Annotated in this window: 16 protein-coding genes; 12 read left to right on the top strand and 4 right to left on the bottom strand. The window is 37.8% G+C overall.

The genetic code is table 11. The annotated features are described in order from the left end of the window. Nucleotides 1–9: 9 nt before the first annotated feature. Nucleotides 10–153, bottom strand: coding sequence for a small acid-soluble spore protein P (locus FA727_RS06785; protein WP_136830153.1), 144 nt, complete (start codon nt 151–153; stop codon nt 10–12). Between the two features lie 114 nt (nt 154–267). Between FA727_RS06785 and FA727_RS06790 the strand changes: the two genes are divergently transcribed. Both FA727_RS06790 and FA727_RS06795 read left to right on the top strand, forming a co-directional pair. Next, nucleotides 268–528, top strand: coding sequence for a hypothetical protein (locus FA727_RS06790; RefSeq protein ID WP_136830154.1), 261 nt, complete (start codon nt 268–270; stop codon nt 526–528). Nucleotides 529–703: 175 nt separating this feature from the next. Continuing rightward, entirely contained in the window at nt 704–1,492 is a 789-nt protein-coding gene (locus tag FA727_RS06795; RefSeq protein ID WP_136830155.1) for a GNAT family N-acetyltransferase, read from the top strand. Between the two features lie 202 nt (nt 1,493–1,694). Here the strand turns inward: FA727_RS06795 and sspO are convergent, their stop codons facing one another. Further along, a complete protein-coding gene (gene sspO, locus FA727_RS06800) occupies nt 1,695–1,844 on the bottom strand; it encodes a small acid-soluble spore protein SspO (protein ID WP_136830156.1) in 150 nt (49 codons plus the stop codon). A 329-nt stretch (nt 1,845–2,173) separates the two neighbouring features. Here sspO and acnA point away from each other — a divergent pair, with 329 nt between their 5' ends. From acnA to FA727_RS23995, 9 genes are all read left to right on the top strand, one after another. Further along, nucleotides 2,174–4,882, top strand: coding sequence for an aconitate hydratase AcnA (gene acnA, locus FA727_RS06805; protein ID WP_136831035.1), 2,709 nt, complete (start codon nt 2,174–2,176; stop codon nt 4,880–4,882). A gap of 146 nt (nt 4,883–5,028) precedes the next feature. After that, nucleotides 5,029–5,559 carry a peroxiredoxin family protein gene (locus tag FA727_RS06810; protein ID WP_136830157.1) on the top strand — a complete coding sequence of 177 codons (531 nt, stop codon included), beginning with the start codon at nt 5,029–5,031 and terminating at the stop codon, nt 5,557–5,559. Between the two features lie 136 nt (nt 5,560–5,695). Further along, nucleotides 5,696–5,827 (top strand): FbpB family small basic protein, encoded by a 132-nt coding sequence (locus tag FA727_RS06815; protein ID WP_126407478.1) that lies wholly within the window; start codon nt 5,696–5,698, stop codon nt 5,825–5,827. Nucleotides 5,828–5,898: 71 nt separating this feature from the next. Next, nucleotides 5,899–6,051: an acid-soluble spore protein N gene (locus tag FA727_RS06820; RefSeq protein WP_136830158.1), complete on the top strand. Its 153-nt coding sequence runs from the start codon at nt 5,899–5,901 to the stop codon at nt 6,049–6,051. 153 nt (nt 6,052–6,204) lie between these two features. Next, nucleotides 6,205–6,432 (top strand): small acid-soluble spore protein Tlp, encoded by a 228-nt coding sequence (tlp, locus tag FA727_RS06825; RefSeq protein ID WP_126407474.1) that lies wholly within the window; start codon nt 6,205–6,207, stop codon nt 6,430–6,432. Nucleotides 6,433–6,559: 127 nt separating this feature from the next. After that, nucleotides 6,560–8,893: an AAA family ATPase gene (locus FA727_RS06830; protein WP_136830159.1), complete on the top strand. Its 2,334-nt coding sequence runs from the start codon at nt 6,560–6,562 to the stop codon at nt 8,891–8,893. Next, a complete protein-coding gene (locus FA727_RS06835; RefSeq protein ID WP_136830160.1) occupies nt 8,893–9,324 on the top strand; it encodes an acyl-CoA thioesterase in 432 nt (143 codons plus the stop codon). Before FA727_RS06830 ends, FA727_RS06835 begins: the two co-directional genes overlap by 1 nt. Nucleotides 9,325–9,347: 23 nt before the next feature. Continuing rightward, nucleotides 9,348–9,644 (top strand): hypothetical protein, encoded by a 297-nt coding sequence (locus tag FA727_RS06840; protein ID WP_136830161.1) that lies wholly within the window; start codon nt 9,348–9,350, stop codon nt 9,642–9,644. Nucleotides 9,645–9,781: 137 nt separating this feature from the next. Further along, nucleotides 9,782–9,943, top strand: a complete 162-nt coding sequence (locus FA727_RS23995) for a hypothetical protein (RefSeq protein ID WP_158318805.1) — start codon at nt 9,782–9,784, stop codon at nt 9,941–9,943. 39 nt (nt 9,944–9,982) lie between these two features. Here the strand turns inward: FA727_RS23995 and FA727_RS06845 are convergent, their stop codons facing one another. Together FA727_RS06845 and plsY are read right to left on the bottom strand one after the other, a co-directional pair. Then, entirely contained in the window at nt 9,983–10,735 is a 753-nt protein-coding gene (locus FA727_RS06845) for a two-component system sensor histidine kinase NtrB (RefSeq protein WP_136830162.1), read from the bottom strand. Nucleotides 10,736–10,926: 191 nt separating this feature from the next. Next, nucleotides 10,927–11,517, bottom strand: coding sequence for a glycerol-3-phosphate 1-O-acyltransferase PlsY (gene plsY, locus FA727_RS06850; RefSeq protein WP_136830163.1), 591 nt, complete (start codon nt 11,515–11,517; stop codon nt 10,927–10,929). 277 nt (nt 11,518–11,794) lie between these two features. Here plsY and FA727_RS06855 point away from each other — a divergent pair, with 277 nt between their 5' ends. Then, complete coding sequence (locus FA727_RS06855; RefSeq protein WP_136830164.1) at nt 11,795–13,516, top strand: glycosyl hydrolase family 18 protein; 1,722 nt, start codon at nt 11,795–11,797, stop codon at nt 13,514–13,516. Nucleotides 13,517–13,601 lie beyond the last annotated feature (85 nt).

The following is a 13,601-nucleotide window of genomic DNA, read 5'->3' on the forward strand; positions in this document are numbered from 1 at the left end:
TTTTTTTCATTATAAATCATGATGTTGATTATTTTTTGCTCGAGTATGGTTACGGTTTTTCACCTTCTTAGAGCCGCTTAATGGTTCTGGCTGACCAGGATTATGGCCTTTAGGTGCGTTTTTGCGCATATCTTTGCCATCGTTTTTATTCATAAATTAATCCCTCCTACTAAATAGAATGCAGTTCAAAATCTGTATTTATACTGAATATTTTCGTGTAGAAATGCGCAATTTAACGACAAATATCTATAAAGGAGAATGACAACTATGCCATACAACAAGAACAAGCAGCAAGCATTTCAAGCCGCTCAACAAGGAGTCAATGAAGCAAAGGATTTATATCATGAAATAGTAAGGGATAGTGCAAGTTACGGACATCAATTGAAACACTTGAAAAATGAAGTAAACGAAGCGTACCAACAAATCGAAAATGCATTAGAAGTGGCTTCAGACACGCAAAAAGCCCAACTAGAGCAATTTCAACATGATTTGAGTTCAATCGTAAGTCAGGTTAACGAAACGGAGTAAAATCATATCTGTTGTTGAGAACACAAATGAACAAAGTAATACAAAAGGGAGTTCAATTCGCATATGGATTGGACTCCCTTTAATCATTTATAACTAATTGAATTAGAGGAGACTTTTTAAAAAAATTGGGTATTTATGTTAGAATTTAATAAATATAGAAATAGAGGAGAAATATATGACAAATATAATAGACGTTTTTTCACTTGATTTAGCATACCTTGAAACCTTTACAAAACGAATAGAAACGTCCTGGGGCTCAATTTTTTACAATGAAAGTCAACCGGATTATTATGACGCAAATCACGCTCATATTAGTGATACTTTTGATAATCCAAATTTAATAATTGATGAAGTAAAAAATTTTTATAGTGCTAGAAATATCATACCTAGATTTTATATTTATAACTTAGATGATCAACAAGAATTGGTTAACCAACTAAAATTGAATCATTTCGGATTCGAAGAATTAATCAGTCCTGTTCAATTGTGGGAACAAAAGGTTTTGGAAAAAGAAAAACGCAAGGAAATTTCTATTGAATTGGTTACAAAAGAGAATTATTCCGAAGCATTAAATATTGAATGCAGTATTACAGAATTTGGAGGCGCAGCAGTTAGGGAAAAGGCTTTAGAAGTAGAATTTAATCATCCTAGTTTCATACATTATTTACTTCGGTACGATGGAATTGCCTGTGCAACAGCTTGTATTTTTATCAATGATAATCAGGCACGTATGGAATGTGTTGCGACTATTGAGGAATACAGGGGACGAGGATTAATCGGTGAATTGATTCATCATATTCAAGCAGAAGTAGCTATGAAGGAACTTGAAAACCTTTGGGTGTTTCCTATTAACGAAAAGATAGAAAAAGTCTATCAAAAATATGGATTTAAAACCGTTGCAAAACTAAAAATGGGACACGCCTTTATAGGGGGAAGAAGCATAAAAGAAATTCAGGGATATTAAATTTTGTTTAAAGAATTAGCGAAGCAATAAAGGATAACCGAGCTTGGAATAACTTTTCCAAGCTCATTTTTCATTTCAAACCTAAACTAGTTATACCAAATCGACTGTATTTTTTGTTAAAACATATATGATTTGTTATGTGAATTTGTGTTTTTGCACGTCTTAACCGAACCCGTTACTCATTTTCGAGTCTTTTTTTCATTTATTGATTTTTCTTCCTCTTTTTATTATTTTGCTTTTGGGCTGCAGTTAGGGGTTCGTTTGCCAGCTCTTCATTAAAACCAGCACCCTTTCCTTGGGCACTCGCCGCATTCATTCCTTCAATAACATGATTGGCTTTACGTTTCGACAATTTCCATCACCTCCAACTATTACTGTATCCATCTATAAAGAACTCATCCTTCACACTAATCACTTTTTTAATATAGCTTTTTCATAAAACAAATGATAAACGCAAAAGATTTCCTCCCTGCGAAATCGAGTGTTCTTACTATAACAAATGTGAGAATAATTAATTAAATAAGTAAAACTTATCAAAAACAATAACTTTCTTGTTATTTACTTATATTGTTGACTGTATTAATATAGGATTGTAAGAAAAGTGTGGATGGGAGAAATATTCAAACTTTTCAACCGGTATATGAGGTAAAGGGGGAAATTCATATGTCAAAAAACGATGTTTTGTCAAAAACTGATGTTTTTAGCGCTCGTAAATCATTTGAGTTAAATGGCAAGCGCTACAACTATTACAATTTAGCCGCTCTTGAAGAAGCAGGAATTGGAAATGTTTCAAAACTACCATATTCTATTAAGGTTTTACTAGAATCAGTGCTTCGCCAATATGATGGCCGTGTAATCACAAAAGAGCATGTTGAAAACTTAGCAAAATGGGGAACAGATGAAGTAAGAGACGTAGATGTGCCATTTAAGCCATCACGTGTAATTCTACAAGACTTTACAGGGGTGCCTGCAGTCGTTGACCTTGCATCACTACGTAAAGCAATGGCTGACATGGGTGGAGACCCAGATAAAATCAACCCAGAAAAACCAGTTGATTTAGTAATCGACCACTCTGTACAAGTTGACCAATATGGAAATGGAAATGCATTGAAAGCTAACATGGATCTTGAATTTGAACGTAATGCTGAACGTTATCAGTTCTTAAGCTGGGCACAAAAAGCATTTGATAACTATCGTGCTGTTCCACCAGCAACAGGTATCGTTCACCAAGTTAACCTTGAATTCCTAGCAAATGTTGTCCATGCTGTCGCAGGAGAAAATGGTGAATTTGAAACATTCCCAGATTCACTTGTAGGTACAGACTCACATACAACGATGATTAATGGTATCGGTGTTCTTGGTTGGGGCGTAGGTGGTATTGAAGCAGAAGCTGGAATGCTTGGCCAACCATCGTACTTCCCAGTACCTGAAGTTGTTGGGGTTAAGTTAACAGGTGAGCTTCCAAACGGAGCTACTGCAACTGACCTTGCATTAAAAGTAACGCAAGTTCTTCGTAAACACGGTGTAGTTAACAAATTTGTTGAGTTCTTTGGTCCTGGAGTAGTTACACTTCCATTAGCAGACCGTGCAACAATTGCGAACATGGCTCCTGAATACGGTGCAACTTGTGGATTCTTCCCAGTTGATAATGAAGCTTTAGATTACATGCGATTAACTGCACGTTCAGAAGAACAAGTACAAATCGTTGAAACGTACTGTAAAGAAAACGGATTATTCTTTGATCCATCTTTAGAGCCAGTTTATACAGATGTAATTGAAATTGACTTAGCAGATATTGAAGCGAACCTTTCTGGTCCAAAGCGTCCACAGGACTTAATTCCACTTTCTCAAATGAAGCATGAATTTAACAAAGCTTTGACAGCACCACAAGGTAACCAAGGCTTCGGCTTAGAAGCTTCTGAAATCGAAAAAGAAGCAGTTGTGAACTTCTCAAACGGCGAAACAACTACGATGAAAACTGGTGCTATTGCTATTGCGGCAATCACTAGCTGTACAAATACATCGAACCCATACGTTTTAGTAGCTGCTGGATTAGTTGCGAAAAAAGCAGTAGAGCTTGGCATGGAAGTTCCGAAATTCGTTAAGACTTCTTTAGCTCCAGGTTCTAAGGTTGTTACAGGATACCTACGTGATTCTGGATTACTTCCTTACCTTGAAAAAATCGGCTACAACTTAGTAGGTTACGGATGTACAACATGTATCGGGAACTCCGGTCCACTACTTCCTGAAATCGAAAAGTCTGTTGCTGAAAATGACTTATTAGTAACATCTGTTCTTTCAGGGAACCGTAACTTTGAAGGACGTATCCATCCGCTTGTAAAAGCAAACTACCTAGCTTCACCACCATTAGTAGTTGCTTACTCACTTGCTGGAACAGTGGATATCGATCTTCAAAACGAAGCTATCGGAAAAGACAAAGATGGCAACGATGTATTCTTCAAGGATATTTGGCCATCAACAGCTGAAGTGAATGAAGTTGTTCAAAGAACGGTAACTCCTGAGCTCTTTAAAGCTGAATATGAAAATGTATTTAGCGATAACGAGCGTTGGAACGAAATCAAGACAAGCAACGATGCATTATATACATTTGATGAAACATCAACTTATATTCAAAACCCGCCATTCTTTGAAGGCTTAAAGCCAGATCCAGAAGAAGTGAAGCCATTAGCCGGCCTTCGTGTAGTTGGTAAGTTTGGTGACTCTGTTACAACTGACCATATTTCACCTGCTGGGTCTATCGGTAAGGATACACCTGCTGGTAAATACCTTCGTGAAAATGGTGTAGAAATCCGTGACTTTAACTCATATGGTTCTCGTCGTGGTAACCATGAGGTTATGATGCGCGGTACATTTGCAAATATTCGTATTCGTAACCAAATCGCACCAGGAACAGAGGGTGGCTACACAACTCACTGGCCAACTGGAGAAGTGACTTCTATCTATGATGCTTGCATGAAGTACAAAGAAGAAGGAACTGGCTTAGTAGTATTTGCTGGTAAAGATTACGGAATGGGCTCTTCACGTGACTGGGCTGCAAAAGGTACAAACCTTCTTGGCATTAAGACAGTTATAGCTGAAAGCTTCGAGCGTATTCACCGCTCAAACCTTGCATTAATGGGTGTTTTACCACTTCAATTCAAGGAAGGCGAAAACGCTGATGTTCTTGGTTTAACTGGCAAAGAAACCATCGACGTTGAAATCGATGAATATGTAAAACCACGTCAGCTTGTAAAAGTTACAGCAACTGACGAAAACGGCACGAAGAAGGAGTTTGAAGTAGTTGTTCGTTTCGACTCTGAAATAGAAATTGATTACTACCGTCACGGCGGAATTCTTCCAATGGTTCTACGTGAAAAACTAGCTAACTAATAATTATCCAAAAGACATCTGCATTTTATTGCAGGTGTCTTTTTTACATTAGGAATATTTTGTGAACATTCATGGGAAGTTGTTGTTATATTTATTGTTACAATGTACAACTTAATAAGTACTAACTTACTTGAAGGAGAACTTTCATGATTAGAAAAATCATTCCTTTTGTATTTCTATTCATCCTATTAGCTGTTGCTGTTGTAAATGCAATGACAAACGAAAAAACAATTGATCCAAATCAAATCCCTCCTGAAAAAATTCCTGGTCTAGCTATTGGAGTGACAGCACCAGACTTTGAATTAGTCAATCTAGAGGGAAAAACTGTTAAGCTTTCACAGTTCAAAGGCAAAAAAGTTATGCTAAACTTTTGGGCAACCTGGTGCCCACCATGTAAAGAGGAAATGCCAGCCATCCAAAAGTTCTATACTGAGAAAGGAGATTCTGTGCAAATTTTAGCGGTGAATCTTGATCCGAATAGTAACGTTAAAGAATTTGCAGAGAAGCTTAAAGTAAACTTTCCCATACTTTTAGATAAAAATGAGGAAGTTATGGGCGCCTACAAAATTTTAACGATTCCAACAACGTTCTTTATTGATGAAAAAGGCATTATCATAAACAAATATTTAGGACCGTTGACCGTCGAACAAATGAAGAAATATACAGACGAACTTTAACCTTGGCACCTTGCTAAGGTTTTAATTTTTGCTTTTTCGGGCATTAATGAACTATAAATTTTCAAAAAGTTGTAATAATTAAAACAGTTACTGGAGATAATGACTGTTACTATAGTGTTAAGGATGGTGAGTGAGCATGCGAAAGCCAAGAAAACGTTCTTTTTCAGAACTCGTTTTAGAAAACAAGCGTCAGCTTCTACAGGATCAAGAAGCTCTTGAAAAAATTGAAGAGCGCCTAGAGAAAAAACGCTTAGGTCAAGCGAGATAAAAATTTTATATAAATTTGCCAGTCATGTTTTTTTGAAAATGATCGATCCTAATGAGTAGGAGGGGATCATCATGAGCAAAAGTGTATCGCACAAAAGAAGCAGTAATCACTTTAATCCGAACCATATCGGTACTCAAGATAGAGGCTTCGGAGGCAATAAAGGAAAGACGATGCAGGATACTTCCGGTAAGCATGCCCAAGTGATTCAGACAAAAGGAGAATAATCAAAGTGGGCTCGTCGTAGGAGGCGGGCCCACTTTATTTACATAATTTGATTATCGGAAACTAGATTGCGGCTGGATACTTTCCCTCATAATTTCTTTAGAAAGATGCAAACTATCTCTGTATCAATTCAACTTAAATCGGAGGGAAGTAAGATGGCGAATAATCAGCCAAAGCCAGATGACCGAAGTGATAACGTCGAAAAGCTTCAAGAAATGGTTCACAATACAATTGAAAACATGGAAGAAGCAGAAGCAACAGCGGAATTTTCAAATGAGAAGGACAGAGCCGACATCGAAGCGAAAAATGAAAGACGACGTGAAAGCATCGCTGGCATGCGTGAAGAAATTAAAGATGAGTACAGCGCTCAACACGATGAATAATAGTCAACGACCCGATTGCACAATCGGGTCTATTTTTTTTGCACATACTCTCTGAGTCGAACATCTTTTTAACAGAAAATAAAATATGATAAGATGGTATGTGAAATTAGGAGAGAAGTGATAAAACATGAACCAACGTGAAGCCCAGCAAGAAAATATAAAGAACATGATTACAGCATGGGAAAATGAAATTCAACAAACTGGCTATGTATCAGATGAAAATAGATTATTACAACAAATAAAAATGGAAACGGATAAAGTGGTTCTTTCTACGCTCTTATCGATCGCAGCGCTTTCTAGAACAAAGAAGGCAGGGAGCGAGGATTCTCTGTCAAGTGCTTGGATGGAGCGGGCAAAAGAGCTTAATCCAAATAATGAATATGCCAAAAAGTATTTAGCCCAGTTTCATTGGAAGACAAAGGAAGACGTTCTAAACGCTCTAGCCTTTCCAACAATACGCGAAACAGATAATCGACAACTAAAAAAGAAAACCGCTGAGACGATTATTGAATTATGTTACGTCTTTTTAGACGATTGTGAGAATCATTTAGAAGACTTAGAACAGGCTTTGAAAAATATCAAAGACCTTGAAGAAGAAATGCTTACTGAAAAGTATAAGCTTCTCATCGGAATGCTAGAACAAGCGATAGAAGGGGTAGTAGGCGTAAAAGTAGCTGCTGAAGAATTCGAGCAATCTATTTCTGGCGCATTTTATAATACAACCTATTTCTACGATATGAGAGCCCATCTTGTTAATATTGACCGAATTAAGGGAGAGTGGACAGACGTATTTCAAGATGAGGAAACTATAGAAAATGAAGAGAGCCCTTTAAAAGAACTCGATGCAATGATTGGACTAGCAACAGTGAAGCAACGGGTAAACGCTCTATACCAGTTCCTAAAATACCAAAAAACACGCAAAAATTATGGCTTTCAAACGAAGGACGAGATCAGTCTTAATATGGTTTTTACCGGAAACCCTGGAACCGGAAAAACGACGTTAGTACGATTGCTCGCTAAAATCTATCATGAACTTGGTGTATTGCCACGTAAGGACGTTATTGAAACGGACCGCTCCCAGCTTGTCGGTGCGTATGTGGGGCAAACTGAGGAGAATGTTCGCAAGGTTGTGGAGAAAGCGGTAGGTGGCATTCTCTTTATTGACGAGGCTTACAGTCTGAAGAGGGAAGGACAAACAGGGAACGATTATGGCCAAACAGCCATCGATACACTTGTCTCGCTCATGACAGGAAAAGAGTTTGGCGGAAAATTTGCTGTCGTACTCGCTGGCTATCCAGATGAAATGAGACAGTTTCTAGATGTGAATCCTGGACTACGTAGTCGATTCCCAAGATCCAATCTTATTCATTTAGAGGATTACACAGACGATGAACTTATTTTAATCGCAGAACAATTTGCTCACGACAATGATTATGTATTAACAGCAGAAGCGAAAATCCAGCTACGAAAATGTCTCGAAAAAGAACGAGTCGATGATACGTTCGGGAACGCGCGAAACGTTCGAAACTTAGTACTTGATGCGATTTTCAAAAAAGGGTCAAAGCTACCAGGAAACGAAAATATTCTCGACTATAGTCTTCTTGAAAAGGATGATTTTGAAGTCGAAGAAGATACGACGGACGTTAGCTCTAGTGAAAAGCTCGATGAATTGATCGGTTTAAATGAAGTGAAGGATGAAGTAAGAAGACTCATCTCATTTGTGAAAATGCAACAAATCAGAAGAGAAAATAACCTTCCTGTTCTTCCACTGCAACTACATTCCGTCTTTATGGGGAATCCAGGAACCGGGAAAACAACCGTGGCAAAAATCTATGCTGATGCGTTAAAAGAATGCGGTATTCTGAAAAGAGGGCATTTAATCGTGACAAGCCGCGCCGATTTTGTCGCAGGCTATGTCGGACAAACGGCCATTAAAACAAAAAAAGTGATTAGGGAGGCGCTTGGAGGTGTCCTTTTTATCGATGAAGCATATTCTCTTCTTAGTCACACTTCTGGAGATTTCGGAAAAGAGGTCATTGATACTATAGTCGATGAAATGACCAAGCATAAAGAAAATCTTGTCATTATCCTCGCTGGATATCCGAATGAAATGGAACAACTCCTAGAAAGCAATCCTGGCTTGAAATCTCGCTTTAAAAAGTTCTTTCATTTCCATGATTATTCAACAACAGAACTTATTAAAATTATGGAGCATTACGGGGCTCATTTTCAGTACAAGTTATCAAAAAAAGCGAAAACCTACCTAAAAGAAGAACTTGGCAAAATGAGTATCAATGGAAACGGAAGATTTGCGACTAATCTAATGGATGAAGCGATACAGGCGCAAGCCATGCGATTACTTGAGGAGGACAATCTCAATGTCGCAATGGACAAGGTAACTGAAATTACCGAAAGCGATATAGAGAAATCACTAACTAAGATGAGAGAAGGGGATGCATAATGTTAGTATCAACGAAGGAAATCGACGTTCGCTATGCAGAAACCGATCAGATGGGTGTCGTCTATCATGCTAATTATTTGGTTTGGATGGAGGTTGGCCGTACAAACCTGATAAAAGACATGGGTTTTAATTATGCTGAAGTAGAAAAGGACGGAATTATTTCTCCTGTTTTAGACGTTCAAGTGTCGTATAAAAAACCGTTTCGTTACGGGGAAACCGCAACTGTACAAACATGGATTGAAGAATACGACGGAATTAAAATTACTTATCGGTATCATATCTTGAATGCAGATGGAGATGTCTGTGTTACTGGTGAATCCAAGCATGTTTGTGTGAAAAAAGATAGTTTTAGACCACTTTCCATTAAGAGAAAATATCCAGATTGGCATGAGGCATATGAAAAAGCGAAGAAACAGCCTACAGAAAGCTAATAGTGAAAGAAGGGATAGCTACTATGGCTTTTGGGATTAAACGCGAAGAAGTAAAAGCATGGAAGAATGCCATTGATCTTGGGGAGATCGCCTTTTTAACCCACTATTGGTTAGACGACCGCTTTCCAGGCTGTAATACCGTGACAAAGGTAGGCTGTAAAGACCTGCAGCGATTGGCCGATTGGGGGCGTCAGTACGGCTTGAAGAAAGAATGGATTCACATTCGCAAGGATGGCTATTCCCATTTTGATTTAATAGGTGAGCACGAGAAAAGAATACTAAAAGAAGAAAATAAGCGATCCCATTTAGTTTTTAAATAGATCGCTATACGAGGTGGAAGATGTTCAAAATAACAGAAAGTGTATATAACTTCTTACGTTCCGTTTTAGAAAAAGAAAACGATGAATTATATGTAAGAGTTACAATGGGGATTGGCTGAGGCGGTCCACAAATTAAGTTGTCTCTGGAGGAGCAACCGTTAGAAAAAGATGAAATCTTTTCATTTGAGAACTTGAATATTCTCATTCATGAAAAAGATAAGGTGTACTTTGACCATACGAAGCTTGATTATGTGAAAGACCCATTAGGGAGAAACAAGCTTCAACTCATAAAGTTATAAAGAAAAGCGGATTCTCTTTGCAGGAATCCGCTTTTCCTTTTAATTTGATAGCACTGATTGTTTTGGCAAGTAAATAAGAAGGTCCGTACCGACACCAGGCTGACTTTTGATTTCAATTTCCCCACCAAGCTGATGAATGATGTCATTGCATACAGAGAGTCCTAGCCCCGTTCCTGTTGCTTTTGTCGTATAAAATGGCGTAAAGATTCGTCGAACAGTTTCATCACTCATGCCACAACCATTATCCTCAATGCGAATCAATACCAATTCATTTCGTACTTCTGTGTTTAATCCAATTTCTCCTCCAGTCGCAGGAACTGCCTCGAACGCATTTTTAACAAGATTGACTAAGACCTGTTTTAATTGATGCTCTTCGAGAAAAAGAGAAGGGTTCTCTGGTGCTAATTTAGTACAGATGGAAATATTTTTTAGGTGGGCTTCACCTTCAAATAAAATCGCAATTTCTTTTACTAAACGGTTCACTTCTACTTGTTTCGCTGCGTTGACATGTGGTTTCGCTGCATTCAAAAATTCATATAATATCGTATTAGCACGCTCAATTTCCTCAAGAGCAATCTTGGCATACTCTTCTTTTTCTATTTCTACTAAATAGGGCTTCATCAATTGAATAAAGCCTTTTATCGTTGTTAACGGGTTTCTAATCTCATGGGCAATACCTGCAGCCAACTGGCCGACATTTGCTAAATACGACGTTTGCAGTGACATTTCGTCAAATTCCTTTTTCAACTTTTCGAAACTCGAAAGCTCGATATCTGATTGTTTATACTCCATTTTTCATCCATCCTTATCACAATATACATTTTGTATATATCTATGGCGAAAAACATCAAAATATGTATATTTTTTCTCTTGTGTTCATTATACAGAACAAACCACTTGTTATCAATAAAGAATACGAAGTTCTTTTTATAGAACATTCACGAAATAAAAAAGACCGTTTTTTAGACAGTCTTCGGATACGGCTATAGCCATTTAATTTTAGGTTCTGTTTTATTTTTAATACGAACGATATTGGCACGATGACGATAAATGACAAAGCCCGCTAATAATGTGGCAACGATAATAAGCGGGATGTCGCCTCCGCCAAATACAATCGCATAAAGAAAGGCTGTTAACGCTGCAATAATAGAAGAGAACGACACATATTTTGTGATATACAATGAAATCAAGAAGACAACAACGATGACAAGGAACATAAGTGGCACATAGCCTAGTAACACACCACCTGAAGTTGCTACTGCTTTTCCTCCTTTAAAAGAAGCAAAAATCGGGAACATATGACCAACAACTGCCGCTAACCCCGCTACTAATGCATGCGTCTCATCCGTTTGATGTAAAAGAAAGGGAAGTAAAGTTGCTAGTGTTCCCTTTAAAATATCGACAAGCGTTACAATAATTCCCGCTTTCACACCTAATACGCGAAAAGTATTTGTCGCTCCTAAATTTCCACTTCCATGCTGCCTTATATCAATCCCACGTGCTTTTCCAGCAATAAGGCCAGAAGGGATAGACCCCAATAAATAAGCTAAAATGATAATTCCAATACTGATCATAATCTTTCTCCTTCGCTAAAAAGCTGTAAGTCCATAAGAATAGCGAAAACGCTTTTTTAAAATTAGGACCTACTATAACATTGTACTATTTTAACACGGAATTATGAGAGATCACCATCATATTTCGTGAACCATTCTATTTTTTACATAAATTCAATTCTTTAAACTATGAAACTTTTTGTCGAGGAAAGTCGTTAGAAATATTAGGGATATTGAAGTTTTCCTTTTCAAGCGTAGGTGAATTCGTTAGGATGGAAGACAGGGAGGATTTGGAGAAATGGCTCGAATTGAATATCACAAAAAGACTGCAATACCTACTCGGTGGATCATTGGAGGACTATGTCTATCCGTCATTTTGATTGTATCTAGTATTCTATTACTTTTATATCCATTTGCTACAAAAGAGAAGCTTGATTATTTTTCAGGGCAGAATCCGATTCTGTTTGAAGGAAAACAGCAAGGAAATGCGATTATCGATGGGGACAGTGTTTATGTACCCTTAACCTTTATGCAGGAGAATATTGATGAGAGCATTACGTTTGATGAAAAATCAAATTCAATCATTATTACAACATCAGACAAGGTCATACAAATGCCATCTGAATCGTTAACTTATTACGTGAATGAAAAGCCTGTTCAGTTGCATTTTTCACCGATAAGAGATGAAGAAGGTGAACTTTATCTGGCACTTGAACCGGTGATTGACCTATATCCGATTCAGTATTCTATCCTGCCAGATTCATCAGGTGTCTGGATTCAGAAGGATGGAGAAGAACTCGAACATGGAACGATTACAGTTGAGGATGTACATAAAGAAAAGCTACGTCTACGAAATGATGCTACCCTTCGTACTCCATACACGGCTGAAACAAAAGGGAACGAAGAGATCTATGTAGAAGGTGAAAAGGACGAATTTTATTTCGTGCGAAAAAAAGACGGAACAGCAGGATATGTGCATAAAAGGCTTGTTAATAAAGGGAAGACGGAACAAATTACGGTTGCAAGGGAGCAAAAGGTAGCAGCTTTACCGAAGATTGATGGACCGATCCAACTAACATGGGAAGCTGTTTATACGAAAAACCCTAAAACGGATAGCATTCCACAAATGCCAGGAGTGAATGTCGTATCACCTACTTGGTTTGAACTTGCCAATGAAGATGGCGAAATCAAAAATCTCGGCTCACTTGATTACGTCAATTGGGCGAAGAGTAATGGTTTTCAAGTGTGGGGACTGTTCTCGAATGCCTTTGATCCTGATTTAACATATAAGGCATTCAAGGATTTTGAAACTCGTCAAAAAATGATTCGTGAGCTTTTACATTATAGTCAAATTTATCATTTAGACGGAATCAATTTAGACATCGAAAACGTCAATCCTGAACATGGTCCATTAGTGACACAATTTGTACGGGAAGCAACTCCTTATTTTCACGAAGCGGGACTTATCGTTTCCATGGATATTACATTTATGGCGAGCGGGAATTGGTCTGCATTCTATGAAAGAGAGAAATTAGCTACTATCGTCGATTATTTGGCGGTAATGGCTTATGACGAACATTGGGGTTCTTCACCAGTAGCAGGAAGCGTCGCGAGTCTTCCATGGGTAGAAAATAATCTTCAAGACATACTAGAACTTGTACCAAACGAAAAGCTAATTCTTGGTGTCCCACTCTATACACGTCTATGGGCAGTTAAAGATTCTGGTGAAGTTTCTTCTACAGCATTAGCCATGGATGAGGTAAAAGAATGGTTGGATACGAATAAACTTATACCTGCCTACGATGAAGCCAGTGGACAGAATTACGCAGAGTTATATGTCAAAGAAGAGCAAACAACTTATAAGATTTGGCTTGAAGATGAATTGTCGTTAAAGAAAAGAGCGGAATTAGCCATGAAATATGAATTAGCAGGTGTTGCAAGCTGGTCACGATATTTTGCTGATGAAACAGCGTGGCTTGCATTGAACATGGAAAAAGCCGTAACACAAGACTCAAAATAAAACGTATTTCTAGAAATTTCTATATTAAAAACGTACAATAATTTCAACACTATTTTTATGCTATGAATTGAGAGGGGACCTATTA

The organism is Robertmurraya kyonggiensis (genome assembly GCF_005116465.1).
GTDB classification, from domain to species: Bacteria; Bacillota; Bacilli; order Bacillales; family Cytobacillaceae; genus Robertmurraya; species Robertmurraya kyonggiensis.

Bases quoted from the DNA above. Each gene is read 5' to 3' on its own strand.
- FA727_RS06785 (WP_136830153.1), bottom strand. From the start codon at position 153: ATGAATAAAAACGATGGCAAAGATATGCGCAAAAACGCACCTAAAGGC.
- FA727_RS06790 (WP_136830154.1), top strand. From the start codon at position 268: ATGCCATACAACAAGAACAAGCAGCAAGCATTTCAAGCCGCTCAACAA.
- FA727_RS06795 (WP_136830155.1), top strand. From the start codon at position 704: ATGACAAATATAATAGACGTTTTTTCACTTGATTTAGCATACCTTGAA.
- FA727_RS06810 (WP_136830157.1), top strand. From the start codon at position 5,029: ATGATTAGAAAAATCATTCCTTTTGTATTTCTATTCATCCTATTAGCT.
- FA727_RS06815 (WP_126407478.1), top strand. From the start codon at position 5,696: ATGCGAAAGCCAAGAAAACGTTCTTTTTCAGAACTCGTTTTAGAAAAC.
- FA727_RS06820 (WP_136830158.1), top strand. From the start codon at position 5,899: ATGAGCAAAAGTGTATCGCACAAAAGAAGCAGTAATCACTTTAATCCG.
- tlp (WP_126407474.1), top strand. From the start codon at position 6,205: ATGGCGAATAATCAGCCAAAGCCAGATGACCGAAGTGATAACGTCGAA.
- FA727_RS06830 (WP_136830159.1), top strand. From the start codon at position 6,560: ATGAACCAACGTGAAGCCCAGCAAGAAAATATAAAGAACATGATTACA.
- FA727_RS06835 (WP_136830160.1), top strand. From the start codon at position 8,893: ATGTTAGTATCAACGAAGGAAATCGACGTTCGCTATGCAGAAACCGAT.
- FA727_RS06840 (WP_136830161.1), top strand. From the start codon at position 9,348: ATGGCTTTTGGGATTAAACGCGAAGAAGTAAAAGCATGGAAGAATGCC.
- FA727_RS06845 (WP_136830162.1), bottom strand. From the start codon at position 10,735: ATGGAGTATAAACAATCAGATATCGAGCTTTCGAGTTTCGAAAAGTTG.
- plsY (WP_136830163.1), bottom strand. From the start codon at position 11,517: ATGATCAGTATTGGAATTATCATTTTAGCTTATTTATTGGGGTCTATC.
- FA727_RS06855 (WP_136830164.1), top strand. From the start codon at position 11,795: ATGGCTCGAATTGAATATCACAAAAAGACTGCAATACCTACTCGGTGG.